The organism is Microbispora oryzae, assembly GCF_017896165.1.
GTDB classification, from domain to species: domain Bacteria; phylum Actinomycetota; class Actinomycetes; order Streptosporangiales; family Streptosporangiaceae; genus Microbispora; species Microbispora oryzae.
The window spans coordinates 240645-258908 of the sequence record NZ_JAFCNB010000001.1 but is presented as its reverse complement, the minus strand read 5'-3'; the positions used below and the strand labels follow the sequence as shown (position 1 = coordinate 258908).

At 73.6% G+C, this 18264-nt stretch carries 15 protein-coding genes; 10 read left to right on the top strand and 5 right to left on the bottom strand.

Features of this window, described 5'->3' with window-relative positions; all coding sequences use genetic code 11:
• Positions 1-8: 8 nt before the first annotated feature.
• From coaBC to metK, 3 genes are all read left to right on the top strand, one after another.
• A complete protein-coding gene (gene coaBC, locus JOL79_RS01135; protein WP_210153701.1) occupies positions 9-1226 on the top strand; it encodes a bifunctional phosphopantothenoylcysteine decarboxylase/phosphopantothenate--cysteine ligase CoaBC in 1218 nt (405 codons plus the stop codon).
• A gap of 79 nt (positions 1227-1305) precedes the next feature.
• Positions 1306-1674: a hypothetical protein gene (locus JOL79_RS01130; protein WP_210153700.1), complete on the top strand. Its 369-nt coding sequence runs from the start codon at positions 1306-1308 to the stop codon at positions 1672-1674.
• A 166-nt stretch (positions 1675-1840) separates the two neighbouring features.
• Complete coding sequence (gene metK, locus JOL79_RS01125) at positions 1841-3028, top strand: methionine adenosyltransferase (RefSeq protein ID WP_210153699.1); 1188 nt, start codon at positions 1841-1843, stop codon at positions 3026-3028.
• 43 nt (positions 3029-3071) lie between these two features.
• On the opposite strand, the gene JOL79_RS01120 is transcribed toward metK, so the two are convergent.
• The gene (locus JOL79_RS01120; RefSeq protein ID WP_210153698.1) at positions 3072-3746 is read right to left on the bottom strand and encodes a DUF1345 domain-containing protein; all 675 of its coding nucleotides are present in this window, start codon (positions 3744-3746) and stop codon (positions 3072-3074) included.
• Between the two features lie 63 nt (positions 3747-3809).
• Between JOL79_RS01120 and JOL79_RS01115 the strand changes: the two genes are divergently transcribed.
• From JOL79_RS01115 to rpe, 7 genes are all read left to right on the top strand, one after another.
• Positions 3810-6026, top strand: coding sequence for a primosomal protein N' (locus tag JOL79_RS01115; protein WP_210153697.1), 2217 nt, complete (start codon positions 3810-3812; stop codon positions 6024-6026).
• 40 nt (positions 6027-6066) lie between these two features.
• Complete coding sequence (locus tag JOL79_RS01110) at positions 6067-7728, top strand: hypothetical protein (RefSeq protein ID WP_210153696.1); 1662 nt, start codon at positions 6067-6069, stop codon at positions 7726-7728.
• Positions 7729-7751: 23 nt separating this feature from the next.
• Complete coding sequence (locus tag JOL79_RS01105) at positions 7752-8966, top strand: hypothetical protein (RefSeq protein WP_210153695.1); 1215 nt, start codon at positions 7752-7754, stop codon at positions 8964-8966.
• Positions 8967-9022: 56 nt separating this feature from the next.
• Positions 9023-9571 (top strand): peptide deformylase, encoded by a 549-nt coding sequence (gene def, locus JOL79_RS01100; protein WP_210153694.1) that lies wholly within the window; start codon positions 9023-9025, stop codon positions 9569-9571.
• Complete coding sequence (gene fmt, locus JOL79_RS01095; protein ID WP_210153693.1) at positions 9571-10500, top strand: methionyl-tRNA formyltransferase; 930 nt, start codon at positions 9571-9573, stop codon at positions 10498-10500. The genes def and fmt overlap by 1 nt, the downstream gene beginning before the upstream one ends.
• A 34-nt stretch (positions 10501-10534) precedes the next feature.
• On the top strand, positions 10535-12070 hold the full coding sequence (locus JOL79_RS01090) for an RsmB/NOP family class I SAM-dependent RNA methyltransferase (RefSeq protein WP_210153692.1): 1536 nt from the start codon (positions 10535-10537) through the stop codon (positions 12068-12070).
• Between the two features lie 180 nt (positions 12071-12250).
• Complete coding sequence (gene rpe / locus JOL79_RS01085) at positions 12251-12910, top strand: ribulose-phosphate 3-epimerase (RefSeq protein ID WP_210153691.1); 660 nt, start codon at positions 12251-12253, stop codon at positions 12908-12910.
• A 34-nt stretch (positions 12911-12944) separates the two neighbouring features.
• Here the strand turns inward: rpe and JOL79_RS01080 are convergent, their stop codons facing one another.
• From JOL79_RS01080 to JOL79_RS01065, 4 genes are all read right to left on the bottom strand, one after another.
• A complete protein-coding gene (locus tag JOL79_RS01080) occupies positions 12945-13976 on the bottom strand; it encodes an ABC transporter ATP-binding protein (RefSeq protein WP_210153690.1) in 1032 nt (343 codons plus the stop codon).
• Entirely contained in the window at positions 13973-15112 is a 1140-nt protein-coding gene (locus tag JOL79_RS01075) for an ABC transporter ATP-binding protein (protein WP_307848223.1), read from the bottom strand. The genes JOL79_RS01080 and JOL79_RS01075 overlap by 4 nt, the downstream gene beginning before the upstream one ends.
• Before the next feature lie 107 nt (positions 15113-15219).
• Positions 15220-16200, bottom strand: a complete 981-nt coding sequence (locus tag JOL79_RS01070; RefSeq protein WP_210153689.1) for an ABC transporter permease — start codon at positions 16198-16200, stop codon at positions 15220-15222.
• Positions 16201-16468: 268 nt separating this feature from the next.
• Positions 16469-18253, bottom strand: a complete 1785-nt coding sequence (locus JOL79_RS01065) for an ABC transporter substrate-binding protein (RefSeq protein WP_210153688.1) — start codon at positions 18251-18253, stop codon at positions 16469-16471.
• Between the last annotated feature and the right edge of the window lie 11 nt (positions 18254-18264).

Below are 18264 nucleotides of genomic sequence, written 5' to 3'. Positions count from 1 at the left end.
GCGTCGCGATGACATCGATCGTGCTGGGTGTCGGCGCGGGCATCGCCGTCTACAAGTCGTGCGAGCTGCTGCGCCTGTTCACCGAGTCCGGCCACGACGTGCGGGTGGTCCCCACCCGCGACGCGCTGAGGTTCGTCGGCGAGCCGACGTGGGCGGCGCTGTCGGGCAACCCGGTGACCACCGAGGTCTGGGAGTCGGTCCACGAGGTGCCGCACGTGCGGATCGGGCAGGGAGCCGGCCTCGTCGTCGTCGCCCCCGCCACCGCCGACCTGCTGGCGAGGGCCGCCCACGGGCGGGCCGACGACCTGCTCACCGGCACCCTGCTGACGGCCCGCTGCCCGGTGGTGTTCGCGCCCGCGATGCACACCGAGATGTGGGAACACCCCGCCACCCGGGCCAACGTCGCCCTGCTGCGGGAGCGCGGCGCGATCGTGATAGAGCCGGCCGTCGGGCGCCTCACCGGGGCCGACACCGGGCCGGGCCGCCTGCCCGACCCCGCCGAGATCTTCGAGGTCTGCCGGTCCGTGCTGGCCGGCCGTGCCCGCGACCTCGCCGGGCGGCACGTCGTCGTGTCCGCGGGAGGCACGCGGGAGGCGATCGACCCGGTCAGGTTCATCGGCAACCGCTCGTCCGGTCTCCAGGGATACGCGCTGGCCCGCACCGCGGTCGCCAGGGGCGCGGAGGTCACCGTCGTGTCCGCCAACGTGGCCCTGCCCGATCCGGCCGGGGCCAAGGTCGTCAGGGTCGAGTCGGCCCGCGAGCTGCGCGACGCCGTGCTCGCCGCGGCGGCCCACGCGGACGCCGTCGTCATGGCCGCCGCCGTCGCCGACTTCCGGCCCGCGCGGGAGAGCGACACCAAGATCAAGAAGTCGGCCGGCGAACCGGAGCCGATCCGCCTGGTGCGCAACCCGGACGTCCTGGCCGAGCTCGGCGAGACGCGCCGGGCCGCCGCGGGCCCCGCCGAGGGCCCGGCGCCGTACCCGCGGGTGATCGTGGGGTTCGCCGCGGAGACCGACGACGTCCTCGCCAACGGCCGGGCCAAGCTGGAACGCAAGGGCTGCGACCTGCTCGTGGTCAACCAGGTGGGCCGCGGCCTCGCCTTCGGCCGGCCCGACAACGCCGCCGTCGTGCTGATCGCGGGCGGGGGCGACGTGGAGATCCCTCGGGGTCCCAAAGAGGATCTCGCCGACGTAGTGTGGGATCTGGTGGCGGAACGCCTCACCTGACCCGCACTCCCCGGCGCGGGCCCGGTGACGCCCGCCGCGCCCCCAGCCGTGGACGTGCCTTGCGAGGGAGCGAAGCGTCATGCCGGTGTCCGCCGTCATCAGGCAACGCTGCAGGGCGATGCTCGGCCCGGGAGAGGACATCCGATACGTGTTCCCCGCGCTCGCGCTGCCGCCCCCGGCCACGATCAGCCTGCTGGTCGTCGTGACGGACCACTCGATCACCGTGCTGTCGACGAAGACGTTCCGGCGCGACGAGCCGAACGGCGTGTGGGCCACCTACCCGCGCCGCACCCGCCTCGGCCCCGTCGAGTTCGGCGTGGGCCCGCGGATCGAGTTCGGGGGGATGGTGCTGGAGGTCGCCGACGAATACGCCGCGGTGATCGCCGCGGCCGACGCGGAGGCGTTCTCCCCGGGAGACCTGCCGAGAGATCCCCTGCCCGATCTGTGATCCGCCGCGCGGCGACGCCAGGGGCCGTACGGCTTCGCCGCGCCGCACCCCGTACGGCTACACTCACCTGAGCACATGAGCGGCCCGGCAGGCCGGATCCCCCCGTCGGGGGCCCGGCGAGGGCCGCTTCTGAGACGTCAGCAGCCGCTGCATGAGGAGCCCTGAGTTGTCCCGTCGCCTGTTCACCTCCGAGTCGGTCACCGAGGGCCACCCGGACAAGATCGCCGACCAGATCAGTGACGCGATTCTCGACGCAATGCTCAAGGACGACCCCAGGAGCCGGGTCGCCGTCGAGACTCTGATCACGACTGGCCAGGTCCACGTCGCCGGCGAGGTGACGACGGAGACCTACATCGACATCCCCGCCCTCATCCGGGAGAAGATCCTGGAGATCGGCTACGACGCCTCCCACAAGGGCTTCGACGGCGCCTCCTGCGGCGTCTCGGTCTCCATCGGCGCGCAGTCGCCCGACATCGCGCAGGGCGTCGACGCCGCCTACGAGCACCGCGAGGGCGCGGGCGACGACGACCTCGACCGTCAGGGCGCCGGCGACCAGGGCCTCATGTTCGGCTACGCCTGCCGCGAGACCCCCGAGCTGATGCCGCTGCCGATCATGCTCGCGCACCGGATGGCCAAGCGCCTGTCCGAGGTCCGCAAGAACGGCACCGTGCCCTACCTGCGGCCGGACGGCAAGACCCAGGTCACCATCGAGTACGACGGCGACCGGCCGGTCCGCCTCGACACCGTGGTCGTCTCCACCCAGCACGCGCCGGAGATCGACCTCAAGGAGATGCTCGCGCCGGACATCCGCGAGCACGTGGTTGAGCCGGTGCTGGCCGACCTGGAGATCGAGACCGAGGGCTACCGGCTCCTGGTGAACCCGACCGGCCGGTTCGAGATCGGCGGCCCGATGGGCGACGCCGGGCTGACCGGACGCAAGATCATCATCGACACCTACGGCGGCATGGCCCGCCACGGCGGCGGCGCCTTCTCCGGCAAGGACCCGTCCAAGGTGGACCGCTCCGCGGCGTACGCCATGCGCTGGGTGGCCAAGAACGTCGTCGCGGCCGGCCTCGCCGACCGCTGCGAGGTCCAGGTCGCCTACGCCATCGGCAAGGCGCAGCCGGTCGGCCTGTTCGTGGAGTGCTTCGGCACCGAGAAGGTGCCGGTCGACACGATCCAGACCGCCGTCCTCCAGGTGTTCGACCTGCGCCCGGCCGCCATCATCCGCGACCTCGACCTGCTGCGGCCGCTCTACGCGGAGACCGCCGCGTACGGCCACTTCGGCCGTGAGGGCTTCTCCTGGGAGTCGGTCGACCGGGCCGACGCCCTGCGCGAGGCCGCGGGTCTCTGACGCGGGAACGGCGCCCGCCTTCACCGGCGGGCGCCGTCGCGTGTCACCCCAGGACGTTGATGGCGCGCGCGATCACGAGGGCCACGATCACCAGCGACAGCGCCGACTGCACCATCATGACGGCCTTGGCCCAGCGGCTGAGCGGCATGACGTCGGTGGGGCTGAACGCGGTCGCGTTGGTGAAGGCCAGGTAGAGGTAGTCGAGGAAGGTCGCCCGCCAGCCCGGCTGGGCCAGGCTCGGCTCGGTCATCTGCGGGAACAGGAAGGCCGGGGAGGTCCCGCGGCCCTTGGCCCGGGCGACCGGGCCGCCGCGGTCGAGCTCCCAGTACCACAACGCGAACAGCAGAACGTTGATCACCCACACGGCCGCCCCGGTGGAGAGCAGCCGTACCGGGTCGTGCTCCACACCGTTGACCAGCCGCAGCACCTCGCGGCCGATGATCCAGGCGTTGGCCGCGCTGATCGCCGCGATGAGCGCGATGCTGGCCACCCGGATCAGCCGGCTCTCCCGGCTGAGCGTGATCGGGTTGGCCGCGACGAGGCCAACGAGCAGGGCCGACTCCAGGACCGGCATCAGCCACGGAGGCTGGATGTCGAGCGGGTCCGGCAGCCAGACGTGGATCAGGATCACCAGGACGACGGCCGCCGCGGCCGTCCAGCGCCCCTCCGCCTCGGTCTCGCGCAGCCAGACGGGGACCTCGCCGCCCCTGTTTCCCATCGTCCATCCACCGCCAACGGTTCGCCTGCCCTCGTGGCCCGCCGCGTCTGGTAGGACGTAGACGTGACCGAGCCGACCAGCGCACCCTATCCGCAGGAGGCGCTCCTCCCCGCGCCGGAGCAGTCCCCTCCGGCCGCCTCCGGCCGCCCGCGTCCGCGTGCGGCGAAGGGCGCCAGGGAGGCGGCGGAGTCGCTGCCGGTCGCGCGGGTCGTGGTCGACACCCCGCTGCCGCACCTCGACCGTCCCTTCGACTACCTCGTGCCCGACTCGCTCGACGCGCAAGCGGTGCCCGGCTGCCGGGTGCGGGTCAGGTTCGGCGGCCAGCTCGCCGACGGGTTCCTGCTGGAGCGGGCGGCCGTCAGCGAGCACACCGGGCGGCTGGCCTTCCTCGAACGGGTGGTCTCGCCCGAGCCCGTGCTCACTCCGGAGATCGCCGGCCTGGCCCGCTCCGTGGCCGACCGCTACGCGGGCACGATGTCCGACGTCCTGCGCCTGGCCGTACCGCCCCGGCACGCCCGGGTCGAGGCCGAGGCGAGGACGCCCGCGCGCGTCCCGGGGGAGGAGACGGCGCAGGCGGCGGACGGCGACCCCTGGAGCGCCTACCCCGCGGGGCCGTCGTTCCTCGCCGCGCTGGCGGACGGCCGGTCGCCCCGCGCCGTGTGGACCGCCCTGCCCGGGATCGGGGCGGACGGCCCCGTCTGGCCCCGCGCCATCGCCGCGGCCGTCCGCGCGACCCTGGCCGGGGGCCGGGGCGCGGTCGTGGTCGTCCCCGACGGCAAGGACGTGGCGCTGGTGGCGGAGGCCCTGGCCGGGACGCCCCACGTGGCGATCACCGCCGACCTCGGCCCGGCGGAGCGCTACCGCCGCTGGCTCAAGGCGCTGCGCGGAGAGATCAAGGTCGTCGTGGGCAACCGCCCGGCGGCCTTCGCCCCCGTGGCCGACCTCGGGCTCGCCGTCATCTGGGACGACGGCGACGATCTCCACTCCGACCGCCACGCGCCCTACCCCCACGCCAGGGAGGTGCTCGGCCTGCGGGCGCAGCGCGCCGACGCGGCGATGCTGACCGGCGGCCACACGTGCACGGCGGAGGCTGCGCTCCTGGTGGCGACGGGCTGGGCGGCGCCGCTCACCCCCGACCGCGAGGTCGTGCGGGCGCGGGCGCCCCGGGTGCGCCCGACGGGCGACGACGCCGAACTGGCCCGCGACGAGGCCGCCCGCGCGGCGCGGCTGCCCAGCCTCGCCTGGCGGGCGCTGCGCCACGGGCTCGACCACGGCCCGGTCCTGGTGCAGGTGCCGCGCAGGGGCTACCTGCCCGCGCTCGCCTGCCAGCACTGCCGGGCCCCCGCCCGGTGCTCGGGCCTGCCCCCCGTCGCCCTCGATCCGGCCGTACGGGCCGCCGCCCAGGTCGCCGCGCTCCCCGGCGGCCCCTCCCCGGCCGTCAGGGCCCGGGTCGCTTCCGGGGGAGGGTCCGGTGCCGCGTCCCGGGCGGCGGGGGAGGGCGGCGCGCCGGGGCCCGTCTGCTCGGGGCCGCTCGCGCTGCGCGGCGGGCACGCCATGCCGTACTGCCGCTGGTGCGGGCGCATCGCCGGCGACTGGCGCTGCCCGCACTGCGGGAGCGCGCGGGTGCGGGCCGTGATCGTCGGCGCCCGGCGCACGGCGGAGGAGCTCGGCCGCGCGTTCCCCTCGGTCGCGGTGCGCACCTCGGGCCGGGACGGGGTGCTCACCCACGTCGGCCCGGCCCCCGCCCTGGTGGTGGCGACGCCCGGCGCGGAGCCGGTGCCGGAGGGGGGCTACGCCGCGGTCGTGCTGCTCGACGGCTGGGCCCTGCTCGGGCGGCCCGACCTGCGGGCGGGGGAGGAGGCGCTGCGGCGCTGGACGAACGCCGCCGCGCTCGCCCGGCCCGGCGCCGAGCTCGTCGTGCTCGCCGACGCGCGCGTCCCGGTGGTGCAGGCGCTGCTGCGCTGGGATCCGGTCACCTTCGCGGAACGGGAGCTCGACGACCGGGCCGAGCTGGGTTTCCCCCCGGCGGTGCGGATGGCCGCCCTGACCGGCCCGGCCGCGGCGGTGCGTGAGATGGTCGCGGACGCGCGGGTGCCCGGCGGCGCCCAGGTCCTCGGGCCGGTGCCCGTGGAGGGCGGGCTGGAGCGGGCCATGATCAGGGTCCCCCGCCACCGGGGGGCCGCGCTGGCGGCGGCGCTCAAGGCCGCGAGCGGGGCGCGGTCCGCCCGGAAGGCCGCTGACGTGGTGCGTGTGAATGTTGATCCGCTGGACCTCGTGTGACCGATTCGCGATGCTGTCAGTAACCCGTTAGCGTCTCCCTGTGTCGATCGAATGGGTGAACCGGGCAATCGACGGCCTGCGCGCCTGGGGGCGCGAGAAGGGTGTCGAGGTCGACGTCGACGAGGTGCGTCTGCTGTGCGATTACGCCAGCGACTACCTGGAGGTGAACGAGCTCGGCGACTTCCGGCCGGCTACGTTCGAGGAGCTCCTGCTGGAGATCTACCCGCGGAAGGTGATCGCCCCGCCGGAGAGCGCCCCGGAGACGGTCGCCGCCGCCCGTACGCTGGTCGAGTTCCTGCTGGACTCGGGTGAGATCGGGATCAAGACGGCCGCCCGGATGCGGGTGACGATCGACGATATCGAGCCCGAGATGCCCCGCGCGCTGGCCGACACGACGAAGTTCGGCATGGCCAAGAGCCTGTTCAGCGCGATCGGGCCCGACTCGCTCGACCTCGCCGCCGCCGCGGAGCCCGCCGCGCGGGACACCGGGGCGGGCTGCGACTGCCCGGGCTGCGCGCCGCTGCCCCCCGTGCACCTGCCTCCGCAGGAGCAGGTGGCCAGGGGCGTGCGGGAGGTGCCGCTGCTGCGGGACGCCCACCGGCTCGTCGTCTGGATGGCCGGCGGCGGGCGCACCACGACGGTGAGGCGGTCGCTGCGGGTGAAGGACGCCCGCGCCGTCGCCGGGGAGCTGGGCGTCCAGAGCCCGGAGACGGTCTGGCGGCTCGCGCTCCAGCTCGGGCTCGCCCGGGTCGTGGGCACCGCGGTCGTCCCGGACGCGGCGTTCCGCCCGCTGGAGGAGCGGCCTGATGGCGAGCTGCTCGACCTGTGGGCCGCCACCGTGGAGTTCCTGATCGAGGAGCAGGCCTCCCTGACCGGCGAGGAGGTCCTCGACCAGGGCATGCCCGCGGTCCACGACCTGCTCTACCGGCTGCAGTCGCCGGTGCCCATGGACGCGCTCGCCGACTACCTGCGCGAGTACATGGCCGACCGGTCGCTCGGGCGGCTCGACGAGGCGCTGGGCCGCCTCGCGTACGCGGGAACGGTCCAGTGGGGCGACGACGGCCTCTGCCTGACGCCGCACGGGGTGTGGGGGCTGCGCGAGCTGTACGCGGGCATGGGCATGGACGCCCCGCTGGCGCCCGACCTCGCCGAGGGCGACGCGAGCGGGCTGATCGCCGGGCTCATCACGGACGCCCTGCCGCCCGAGGCGGCCGACAGGAGCGTGCTGGAGTGGTTGTCCCGCCGGACCCCGGAACAGGCCGCCTCGGAGCTGCTGGGGGCCGTCGTGGGGGCTCCGGCGGAGGTCCGGGGGATCGCGGTGACGATCGTCGACCGGCTCGGGCACGAGGCCGCGGTGGTGGTGCGGTCGTACCTGGACGACGCGGAGCTGCGGCCGCACGCCATCCACTGGCTGTCGGCCCGGGGGCTCGACGCGCCTCCGCTCACGCCCGAGGAGCTCCTGTGGGTCAGCGTCGACATGCTGGCGCTCGCGCTTCCGGCGGCGGAGGCCGACCCCGAGGGGTTCGCCGAGAACATCGCGGCGTCCGGCCCGCCGCCCCACCTGATCGAGGACATGTGGCGGGTCGAGCACCCCGACGTGGTCGAGGTGCTGGAGCTGCTCGGCAACACGCTGTCCGACCGGGCGGCGGCGAAGGCCGCCCGGAAAGCGGCCTTCAAGGCTCGTTCGCGGGGCATCAGGTGACTGCTGTGGAGTAAGTTGCTGGAATGGCCGACAGCGACGTGCTCACGTTCCCGCCCGTCGAGCTCGCCCCCGAGGACGACCTCGTCCGGGCGGTCGAGGCGATCCCGCTGGTGCGGGACGCGAAGCGCCTGGCCGGATGGACCGGTGCGCGCGAGGTCGACGAGCACGGCCTGCTGACCCCGGACGACCGCGAGGCCGCCGTCCGCGAGCTGGGCCTGCGGGCCGACCGGCTGCGCCTGCTGTGGGTGGTCGCGGTGAACGGCCGCCTGGTCGAGGTGACCCGGCAGGGCGCCCGGCCGGGGCCGGGCACGTCCGACCCGATGGAGTTCTGGGACGGCGTCGTGATGGACGTCCTCGACCGGACGGAGGAGGGCCTCACCGGCTCCGCCGTGGTCGACGAGCACCTCACCGAGATCCTCGCGACGATCTACAGCGTCAGGGAGGGGATGCCGCTCGTGTCGCTCGCCGGGGGGATCCTCCAGGCGCACGAGGTCGGCTGCGAGGCGCGCCAGCCTGAGCTGCGGCGGCTGCGGATGTCCCTGCCGGGCGAGTTGTCCGAGGCGATGCGCCTGCTCGAATACTGCGGCCTGATCGAGGTGACCGGCGACTTCGTCCGGCTCAGCGGCCCCGGCGTGTGGGCCGTGCGGCGCGATCTGCTCAGGGAGGGCCACGACGCGCCCTCCCTCGGTGAGGTCGCCGCGTTCGCCGAGCAGGGGGCCGCCGAGCTGATCGACGCGATGCTCGCGGGAAAGGCGTCCGCCAGCGCCGCCACGCTCTGGCTGGAGCGCCGGGTGCCGGAGGACGCGGCCCGCGAACTGATCAAGATCGCAGCATCGGGCAACGCGGCGCAGCGGGGGACCGCCGGGACCGTGCTGGAGGAGCTCGGCCCGGAGGCCGAGCAGGCCGTGCGCGAGGCGCTCGACGAGCCCATGATGTGGCGGTACGCCGCGGCGTGGCTGGGCGTGCGCGACCTGGAGGCTCCGGCGCTCAGTGAGGCGGACGGCGCGTGGGTGGCCGTCGACACGCTCGCGGCCCTCCTCTACCTCGGCGCGCCCGTCGACTCCGTCGCCCACTTCGACATCCTCGGCGAGGACCTGCTCGCGCTGGTGCCCGAGATGGGGCGCACGGATCACCCCGACGCGCTCGCAGTGCTGGAGATGCTGGGCAGGCACCATCCCGACCCGCTGATCGCCAAGACGGCCAGGAAGACGGCGATGAAGGCTCGTTCGCGCCCGTAGACTTGGGTGGATCCCGAGACTGTGACGCGAGATTGTGACGTGAACGGAGCCCGCCGTTGGCCATCCAGCCGATTCGACTGTTCGGCGACCCCGTGCTGCGCACTCCGGCGGAGCCGGTGGTCGACTTCGACAAGGAGCTGCGCAAGCTCGTCAAGGACCTGACCGACACCATGATGGACGCGCCCGGCGCAGGCCTGGCCGCCCCCCAGATCGGTGTCGGGCTGCGCGTGTTCACCTACTACGTCGACGAGCAGCTCGGCCACGTCGTCAACCCGTCCCTCGACCTCTCGGATGAGCTCGACGAGGAGGGAGAGGAGGGCTGCCTGTCCTTCCCGGGGCTGACCTATCCCACGCCGCGGGCGATCAGGGCGGTGGCCAAGGGCTTCGACATGCACGGCGAGCCCGTCACACTCGAGGGCACCGAGCTGATGGCCCGGTGCTTCCAGCACGAGACCGACCACCTCGACGGCGTGCTCTTCATCGACCGGATGGACCTCAAGCAGCGCAAGCTCGCGATGAAGGCCATCCGCGAGGCGGAGTGGAGCGGCCTGGCGGCCCCGGTCGTCAAGGTGTCGCCCCACACGACCGGCGGAAGGGCGCTGTAGTGCGCCTGGTGTTCGCCGGCACCCCCGCGACCGCCCTGCCGTCGCTGCGCGCTCTGATCGGCTCGCTGCGCCACGAGGTGGCCGCCGTCGTCACCCGCCCGGACGCGCAGTCCGGCCGGGGACGGAAGGTCCATCCGAGCCCGGTCGCCGAGCTGGCCGAGGAGTCGGGGATCGAGGTGCTCAGGCCCGCCAAGGCGGGTGACCCCGAGTTCCTGGACCGGCTGCGGGCCATCGCGCCGGACTGCTGTCCCGTCGTCGCGTACGGCGCCCTGCTGCCGCAGCCGGCGCTGGACATCCCGCCGCGCGGCTGGGTGAACCTGCACTTCTCGCTGCTGCCGGCGTGGCGTGGCGCGGCTCCCGTCCAGCACGCCGTCCTGCACGGCGACGAGATCACCGGCGCGTCGACCTTCCGGATCGTGAAGGAGCTCGACGCGGGCCCGGTCTTCGGCGTGGTCACCGAGCCGGTCAAGGCCGACGACACCAGTGGCGTACTGCTCGAACGGCTCGCCGAGTCCGGAGCGGGCCTGCTGCTCGCCACGCTCGACGGCATCGAGGACGGCACGCTGGAGGCCCGCCCGCAGCCCGGCGAGGGCGTCAGCCTCGCCCCCAAGATCGACGTCGAGGACGCCAGGGTGGCCTGGACCGCCCCGGCGATGCGGGTGGACCGGCTGGTCCGCGCGTGCACCCCGGCCCCCGGCCCTTGGACGGTGTTCGCCGGTCAGCGGGTGAAGCTCGGCCCGGTGCGGCTCGCGCCCGAGGCGGCGTCGCTGCCGCCCGGCGAGATCGCCGCCGGCAAGAACGGCGTGCTGGTCGGCACCGGCACCCACCCGGTGGAGCTGGGCGAGGTCCAGCCCCAGGGCAAGCGGCTGATGGGCGCGGCCGAATGGGCCCGCGGCGTCCGCTTCGCCGGCGGGGAGCGGTTCGAGTGACGCGCCTCCCCGCCTCCCCGGGCCGGTGGCCGGCGTGACCCGCGGTCAGGACGGCCGGTCCGGCTCGCGGTCCCAGTCCGGCGGCCGGCGCCCGAGCCAAGGTCAGGGGCAGAGCCGTAACCAGGGGCAGAACCGGAGCCAGGGCCAGGGCCGGGGACGTCCCCGGCCGCGCCGCGACGAGGCCCGCACCGCCGCCTACGACCTGATGCGCGCCGTCGACGAACGGGATGCGTACGCCAATCTGCTGATGCCCTCGCTGCTGCGGCAGCGCGGGATCGCGGGGCGTGACGCCGCTCTCGCCACCGAGCTCGCCTACGGCACCCTGCGTGGGCTCGGCACCTACGACGAGGTCATCGCCGCCTGCAGCGACCGGGCGCCCGAGGACGTCGACCCGCCGCTCCTCGACGCGATCCGGCTGGGCGTCCATCAGCTGCTGCGCACTCGCATCCCGGCCCACGCCGCGGTGAGCGCCACCATCGACCTGGTCAGGCTGCGCGTGGGCGACGGGCCCTCCAGGTTCGCCAACGCCGTGCTGCGCAAGGTCGCCGGCCGGACGCTGGACGAGTGGCTGGAGATCGTGGCTCCGCCCGCGTCCGACGACCCCGTCGGCAATCTGGCGGTGACCTACAGCCATCCCCGCTGGGTGGTGTCGGCGCTGCGGGACGCCCTGGGCGGCGACCCCGGCGAGACGGCCGCGCTGCTGGAGGCCGACAACGAACGGCCCCGGGTGGCCCTCGTGGCCCGGCCCGGCCGGGCCACGGTCGACGAGCTGGTCGAGGCGGGGGCCGAGCGCGCCGCCTACTCGCCGTACGGCGCCTACCTGCCTGAGGGAGACCCGGGATCGCTCCGGGCTGTCGGCGAGGCCAGGGCCGCCGTTCAGGACGAGGCCAGCCAGCTCGTGGCCCTCGCCCTCACCCGGGTGCCGCTTGAGCACGACCGCGCCTGGCTGGACATGTGCGCGGGGCCGGGCGGCAAGGCCGGCCTCCTCGACGCCGTGGCCGCGCAACGCGGGGCGCGCCTGCTCGCGTCCGACGCGCAGTACCACCGCGCCCGCCTGGTGTGGGGCACCACCCGGGACGCCGCGGTGGTGACCGCGGACGGCACCGAGCCCGCCTGGCGGCCCGGGGCCTTCGACCGGGTCATGCTGGACGCTCCCTGCACCGGCCTCGGCGCGCTGCGCAGACGTCCGGAGGCCCGGTGGCGGCGCGACCCGCGCAGCGTGCCCGAGCTGACGGCGTTGCAGCGCCGGCTGCTCGTCTCGGCCCTCGGAGCCGTCCGCAGCGGAGGCGTCGTCGCGTACGTCACCTGCTCGCCGCATCTCGCCGAGACCCGCGACGTGGTGGAAGGCGTTGTGGAAGGCGTTGTGGAAGGCGTTGTGGAAGGCGTTGTGGAAGGCGTTGTGGAAGGCCTTGTGGAAGGCGCGGCGGCGGACGTGGGGGGCGTCGAGGTGCTGGACGCCCGGGAGTTCCTGCCCGAGGTGCCGGATCTGGGTGACGGGCCGTACGCCCGGTTCTGGCCGCACCGCCACGGCACCGACGCCATGTTCCTCGCCCTGCTGCGCCGCCGCTGAGCGGGCGGTGATCTGGCGCTGATCCGGCGCGCTGAGCCGGCGGTGAGCCGCCGCCCTTCTGCCGCCCCGCACCGTCACGTCCGCACCGTCACGTCCGCACCGTCACGTCCGCACCGTCACGTCCGCACGGTCCTGGACGGCGCGGGGCGGCGGGGCCGGACCGAATAGACTGCTGGCACTATGGCCGTACAGATCTCGCCCAGCATCCTGTCCGCCGACTTCGCCCGCCTCGCCGACGAGGCCGCCCGGGTGGAGGGCGTCGCCGACTGGCTGCACGTCGACGTCATGGACTACCACTTCGTGCCCAACCTGACGCTGGGTCTGCCGGTCGTGGAGGCACTGCTCAAGGCCACGTCGACGCCGATCGACTGCCACCTCATGATCGACGACCCGGACCGCTGGGCACCGGGATACGCCGAGGCCGGCGCGTCCAGCGTGACGATCCACGCGGAGGCCGCCAAGGCGGCCGTGCGCACGCTCCGGGCCATCCGGGCGGCGGGCGCCAGGGCGGGGCTCGCGCTCAATCCGGCCACGGCCGTCGACGGCTACGAGGACCTGCTGCCCGAGATCGACATGCTGCTGGTCATGACGGTCGAGCCGGGATTCGGCGGCCAGGGCTTCCTCGACATCATGCTGCCGAAGATCGCGCGGGCCCGGACGCTGATCGACAAGCACGGCGGCGAGATCTGGCTCCAGGTCGACGGCGGCGTGTCGGCCGAGACCGTCGAACGCTGTGCCGCCGCCGGCGCGGACGTCTTCGTGGCCGGCAACGCCGTGTACGGCTCCGACGACCCCGCCCGGGCCGTACGCGAGCTGCGCGCCCTGGCCGAGCGCGCCTGAGCTCCTCCGACACCTGAGTACGACACCTGAGCTCCTACGACAGGGAGCTGGGGGCCGGCACAGGCTCGGGGAAGTGGCACGCGGTGAGGTGGCCCTCGTCGTCCCCGCGGTGCTCCAGGATGCCTCCGGCCACCCGGGCCAGCGGCGGTGTCTCCCGCGCGCAGATGTCCTGCGCCTTCCAGCAGCGGGTGCGGAAGCGGCAGCCGGACGGCGGGTCCGCGGGGGAGGGGACGTCGCCGGTGAGGCGGATCCGCTCCGCCGGCCCGGCCGCCGGGTCGGGGTCGGGCACGGCCGACAGCAGCGCCCGCGTGTACGGGTGCCGGGGCCGTTCGTAGATCGATCGGCGGTCCCCGATCTCGACGATCCGGCCGAGATACATGACGGCGACCCGCTGGGAGAAGTGGCGCACCACGGCGAGGTCGTGCGCGATGAAGAGGAACGCGATGCCGAGCTCCCGCCGCAGGTCGTTCAGCAGGTTCATGACCTGCGCCTGGACCGACACGTCGAGCGCGGAGACGGGCTCGTCCGCGATGATCAGCTTCGGGGCGCAGGCCAGTGCCCTGGCGATGCCCACGCGCTGCCGCTGCCCGCCGGAGAACTCGTGCGGATACCGGTCGCGGTGCTCCGGGTTGAGGCCGACGAGTTCGAGCAGCTCCCGTACGCGTGCCCCGCGGCCGCCGGGCGGGTCGATCCCGTTGACGTCCATGGGCGCGCGGACGATCGCGCCGACGGTCTGGCGCGGGTTGAGCGAGCTGTACGGGTCCTGGAAGACCATCTGGATCTCCGGCCGGATCGGCCGCAGGTCGCGCCGGGAGCTGTGGGCAATGTCCCGGCCGCGGTAGAGGATCCGTCCCGAGGTGGGTTCGAGGAGCCGCGCGGCCAGCCGCCCGGTGGTGGACTTGCCGCAGCCCGACTCCCCGACCAGGCCGACGGCCTCGCCGGCTCCCACCGTCAGGTCGATCCCGTCCACGGCGCGTACGCTGCCGATCCGGTGCCGCAGCACGCCGCCGCCCCGGACGGGGAAGTGCTTGGTCAGTCCCTGGAGCTCCAGCAGGGGCGCGGTCATGCGGTGTCCTCGATCCGGTCGAGAGGCCGGTCGAGGGGCCGGTCGAGAGGCCCGTCGACAGGCCGGTCGTGAGCCGGGGGACGCGGCCGGAGGCCGGCCTTGAGTTCCGGCGCGAGATGGCAGGCGTCGGCGTGCCGCCCGCCCGTCGCCGAGGTCCCGGCTCCGCCGCCGGGCGACAGCGCCGGACGGCTGTTCCTGCACCGTTCGGGTCCGGCCAGGCCGGTGTAGTCGCAGCGGGGATGGAACGGGCACCCGGACGGCGGGTCGAGCAGGCTCGGCGGCGTCCCCCGCACCGGGCTGAGCGGAAGATCCAGCGGCGTGCTCAGGCGTGGCGTCGACGACAGCAGCCCCCACGTGTACGGGTGCCGGGGCTCGCCAAGCACCTCGCCGACCGTCCCGTGCTCGGCCGCCCGGCCCGCGTACATCACCAGGACCTCGTGGGCGGCGGCGGCCACCACGCCGAGGTCATGGGTGATCAGGATGATGGCGGTGCCCGAATCCCGCTGCAGGTCGGACAGCAGGTCGAGGATCTGGGCCTGGACCGTCACGTCCAGCGCGGTGGTCGGCTCGTCGGCGACCAGGAGACCCGGGTCGCAGACGAGCGCCATCGCGATCATCACGCGCTGCCGCATGCCGCCGGAGAACTCGTGGGGATAGTCGTCCACCCGGCTGCGCGCGCCGGGGATGCCGACCCTGTCCAGCATCTCGACGGCGCGTTCCCTGGCCTCCCTCCGGCTCGCGCCCCGGTGCCTGCGGTAGACCTCGCCGATCTGGCGGCCGACCGGATGGAACGGCGACAACGCGGTCAGCGAGTCCTGGAAGACCATCGCGATCCGGTCGCCGCGGAGCCGTTCGAGCGTGCCGCGCGGCGCCGGCAGCAGGTCGCGGCCCTCCAGCCGGATCCGGCCGTCCAGCGTGGCGGACGCCGGGTCGTGCAGGCCGAGGAGAGCCAGGCCGGTGACGGACTTGCCGGAGCCCGACTCGCCGACGATGGCGAGCGTTGTGCCCTTCTCGACGTCGAAGGACAGTCCGTCGACGGCCCGTACCACGCCGTCCTCGGTGCTGAAGCGCACGCTCAGGTCCCGGACGGACAGGAACGGGTCCGGCCCGCGGGGCGGCGGCGGCACGGTGGTCACGGTCTGGCTCCTGTTGCTCTGCTGGTTCTCGGGCTGTTCCTCGGGTTGTTCCTCGGGCTGTTTCTCGGCTGCTGTCCGGGCTTTATCCCGGCACGCGTCCCGGCGGGCTACCCGAGCCGCACCCGGGGGTCGATGACGGCGTAGAGCACGTCCACCACGACGCTGAGCGCGACGATCGCGCCGGCGCCCACGAGCGTGACGCCGAGCAGCATCGGCAGGTCGGAGTTCTGCACGGCCCGGATGGCCAGCTCGCCGACGCCGTGCAGGGCGAACGTCTGCTCCGTGATGATCGCACCGCCCAGGAGGGTGGCGAGGTCGACCCCGAAGATCGTGACGATGGGGATCATGGCACCGCGCCAGGCGAAGCGGAAGAACACCACGCGTTCCGGCATGCCCTTGGCCCGCGCCGTGCGGACGTAGTCCTCGGCGAGCTGCTCCACCATCTGAGCGCGGGTCATGCGGGTGTAGTTGGCCGTGAAGACGATCGACAGGACGGCCCAGGGGAGCAGCAGATGGGTGAACCAGCCCACGGGGTCGCCGGTGAACGGCACGTACGCCGGCCGCGGGAGCACGCCGAACGTGTCCACGAGCGCGAACGCGAGCAGCGGCCCGACGAAGTAGATCTGCAGCGAGGCGCCGACCACCGAGGACGCGCTGGCGATCCGGTCGAGTGGCCGGCCGGCCTGCCAGGCGGCGACCATCCCGAGCAGGACGCCGAAGCCGAGGGTGGCGGCCGCGGCTCCCACGGTGAGGGAGAGCGTCACCGGGAAGCGGTCCACGATGGCGCCGAAGACCGGCTCCTGGGTGGCGAACGAGTACCCGAGGCAGGGCGCCGGGCACCCGCCGAACCCCGGGAGGTCGCGGCCCGCGACGATCCCGGCCAGCCAGTGCCAGTACTGCACCGCGAGCGGCTCGTCCATGCCCAGGTTGCGCCGGATCAGCTCCAGCGTCTCCGGCTGGCAGACCTTGCTGCAGAACGCCCGCGCCGGATCCCGTGGCGCGGCGTAGAACAGGCAGAACGTGACCACGCTGATGACCGCGAGGATCACCAGGGCGCCGGCGAGCCGGCGGGCCAGGAAGCCGATCATGCCGCTGTTCCACTCCGCTGCTTCACGTACCGGACGTACTCCACGTACTTCGTGTACTGGCAGTACTGCCTGCCGGTACTGCCTGCCGGTACTGCCTGCCGGTACTGCCTGCCGGTACTGCCGTACTCGGCATTCTTCACGGCCCCCGGACGGGCCGCTTCGCCTGATTCAGTGTGTCCCGAACTGGAGCCAATACTGACCGGTCGTTCCCCGTGGTCCGGCACTTCCCGCCGATCCTTTACCTCCCGCGGGCGCCTCCCGCGGGAGATCACTTCACGTAGATGCCGAGCGCGGACTGCCCTCCGAGTATCGGGTCGAGCTTCACGCCGCCCAGCCCGGAGCCGTAGATCCCGAAGTAGGTCACGTAGTGCTCGGGCACGATGGGGGCCTCCTCCATGATCTGCCGGTCGAGGGCGGCCCAGGCACGGCCCGCCGCGGCGGGATCGCTGATCGTGTCGGCCCGGTCGATGGCGGAGTTGATCGCGGGCAGGTTCAGGTGGCTGTAGTTCTGCCCGCCGTCCGTGATGACCCGCCCGTCGAACTGCGGCTGGATCGTGGTCGAACCGGTCGGCCAGTCGGCGGACCATCCACCCCAGTAGACGTCGAACGTGTTGTTGACCTGCCCGACGGCCTCGTAGTACTTCGCCGTGGCGAGGGGTTTGGCCACCACGTTGAATCCGGCCTTGCCGAGGGCGTCCTTGATGGCGACGGCCATCCTCTCCTGGGTGGGCGTCAGGTTGTACGCGTAGACGATCGTCGGATGGGGCTGACCGGCCTCGGCGAGCAGTCTCCTGGCCGCCTCGGGATCGCCCTGCGGCCGCTTGAGCTTGCCGTACAGGTCGAACGGCCGGTAGCCGAGCACGGTCGGGCTCAGCACCGTCGTCGCGAGCCGGCCCACGGTGACCTCGCCGCCCTGGAGTTGCTGGAGCTGCCGCGAGGGCCACGCGGTGACGATCGCGCGCCGGACGTTCACGTCGGTGACGCGGCTGGTGTTGATCGTGTAGAAGGAGGTGAACGGGGTCAGGCCCTGCACCGACCGCTTCATCACCTCGGGGTTGGCCAGCACCTCCGGCACCCGCTCGGGCGCGACGGCGTTGTGGAACGTGAACGCCTGCCGGTCGGCGCCCTGGTCGGCCAGGAACCGCTCGGTCGTCTGCTGGGCCTGCAGACCGAACTCCATGTGGAAGCGGTCGGGGTAGGCGTGCCGGATGGGGTCGGTGGTGCCGTCCCAGTACTCGTTGCGCGCCAGGTCCATCGACTTGTCCGTCACATGGCTGACGATCTTGTACGGCCCGGACGAGAACGGCCGCTTGTCGTACTTCTGCCTGGTGTCGTGCGCTTTCGGCACGGCCCCGTAGCCGGTCATGGCGACGGTGAAGTTGAAGTCGGGGTGCGGCCCGTTGAGGTGGAAGATCACCGTGCGGTCGTCCGGCGTCTCGATCGAGTCGAGGTGCTTGCCGTGATAGGGGCCCTCGTACTGCTGGCGGAACGGCTTCTTGGGGTCGGGCACGAGCCAGGTCTCCGCGTAGTCGGGTCCCTCGGTGACGAAGTCGGCGAACAGCCGCTCGAAGCTGTGCCTGATGTCCGCGGACGTGATCGGAGTGCCGTCCTGCCACTTCAGGCCGTTCTTGAGAGTGAACGTCCAGGTCCGTCCGCCGTCGGTGGTGGTGCCCGGATCGGTGGCCAGGTCGCCGACCAGCGTGATGGTGCCGCCGTCACCCACCCGGTAGGCGGTGAGCCTGCGGGTGAACAGCGCAGAAACCGCGGCGCTGTAGTTGACGTAGACGCGCCCCGGGTCGAGATGGGAGAAGTCGTCGCGGTCGAGCATGTTGACCGTGCCCCCCGTGCGGGCCCCCGGGACCTCCGGCGCGGGCCCCGCGGAGTCCCGCGCCGTACCGACCTTGATCGTGGTGACCGCGGTGTTCTCCAAGGGCCCGAGCGCCGGGCCGCCGGCTTCCGCCGGCCCGCCGCCACCGCCCTTGGCGCAACCCGCCAGGGCCAGTGCGCCCGCCACGAGGACGGCCGTCACGGAGGCGAGTCGCCTGCTGTGCATCGCATGTTCCT

Excerpts from the sequence above, each read along its gene's own strand:
- JOL79_RS01130 (WP_210153700.1), top strand. The coding sequence starts at position 1,306 with ATGCCGGTGTCCGCCGTCATCAGGCAACGCTGCAGGGCGATGCTCGGC.
- JOL79_RS01065 (WP_210153688.1), bottom strand. The coding sequence starts at position 18,253 with ATGCACAGCAGGCGACTCGCCTCCGTGACGGCCGTCCTCGTGGCGGGC.
- coaBC (WP_210153701.1), top strand. The coding sequence starts at position 9 with ATGACATCGATCGTGCTGGGTGTCGGCGCGGGCATCGCCGTCTACAAG.
- JOL79_RS01080 (WP_210153690.1), bottom strand. The coding sequence starts at position 13,976 with ATGACCGCGCCCCTGCTGGAGCTCCAGGGACTGACCAAGCACTTCCCC.
- JOL79_RS01120 (WP_210153698.1), bottom strand. The coding sequence starts at position 3,746 with ATGGGAAACAGGGGCGGCGAGGTCCCCGTCTGGCTGCGCGAGACCGAG.
- rpe (WP_210153691.1), top strand. The coding sequence starts at position 12,251 with ATGGCCGTACAGATCTCGCCCAGCATCCTGTCCGCCGACTTCGCCCGC.
- JOL79_RS01070 (WP_210153689.1), bottom strand. The coding sequence starts at position 16,200 with ATGATCGGCTTCCTGGCCCGCCGGCTCGCCGGCGCCCTGGTGATCCTC.
- JOL79_RS01105 (WP_210153695.1), top strand. The coding sequence starts at position 7,752 with ATGGCCGACAGCGACGTGCTCACGTTCCCGCCCGTCGAGCTCGCCCCC.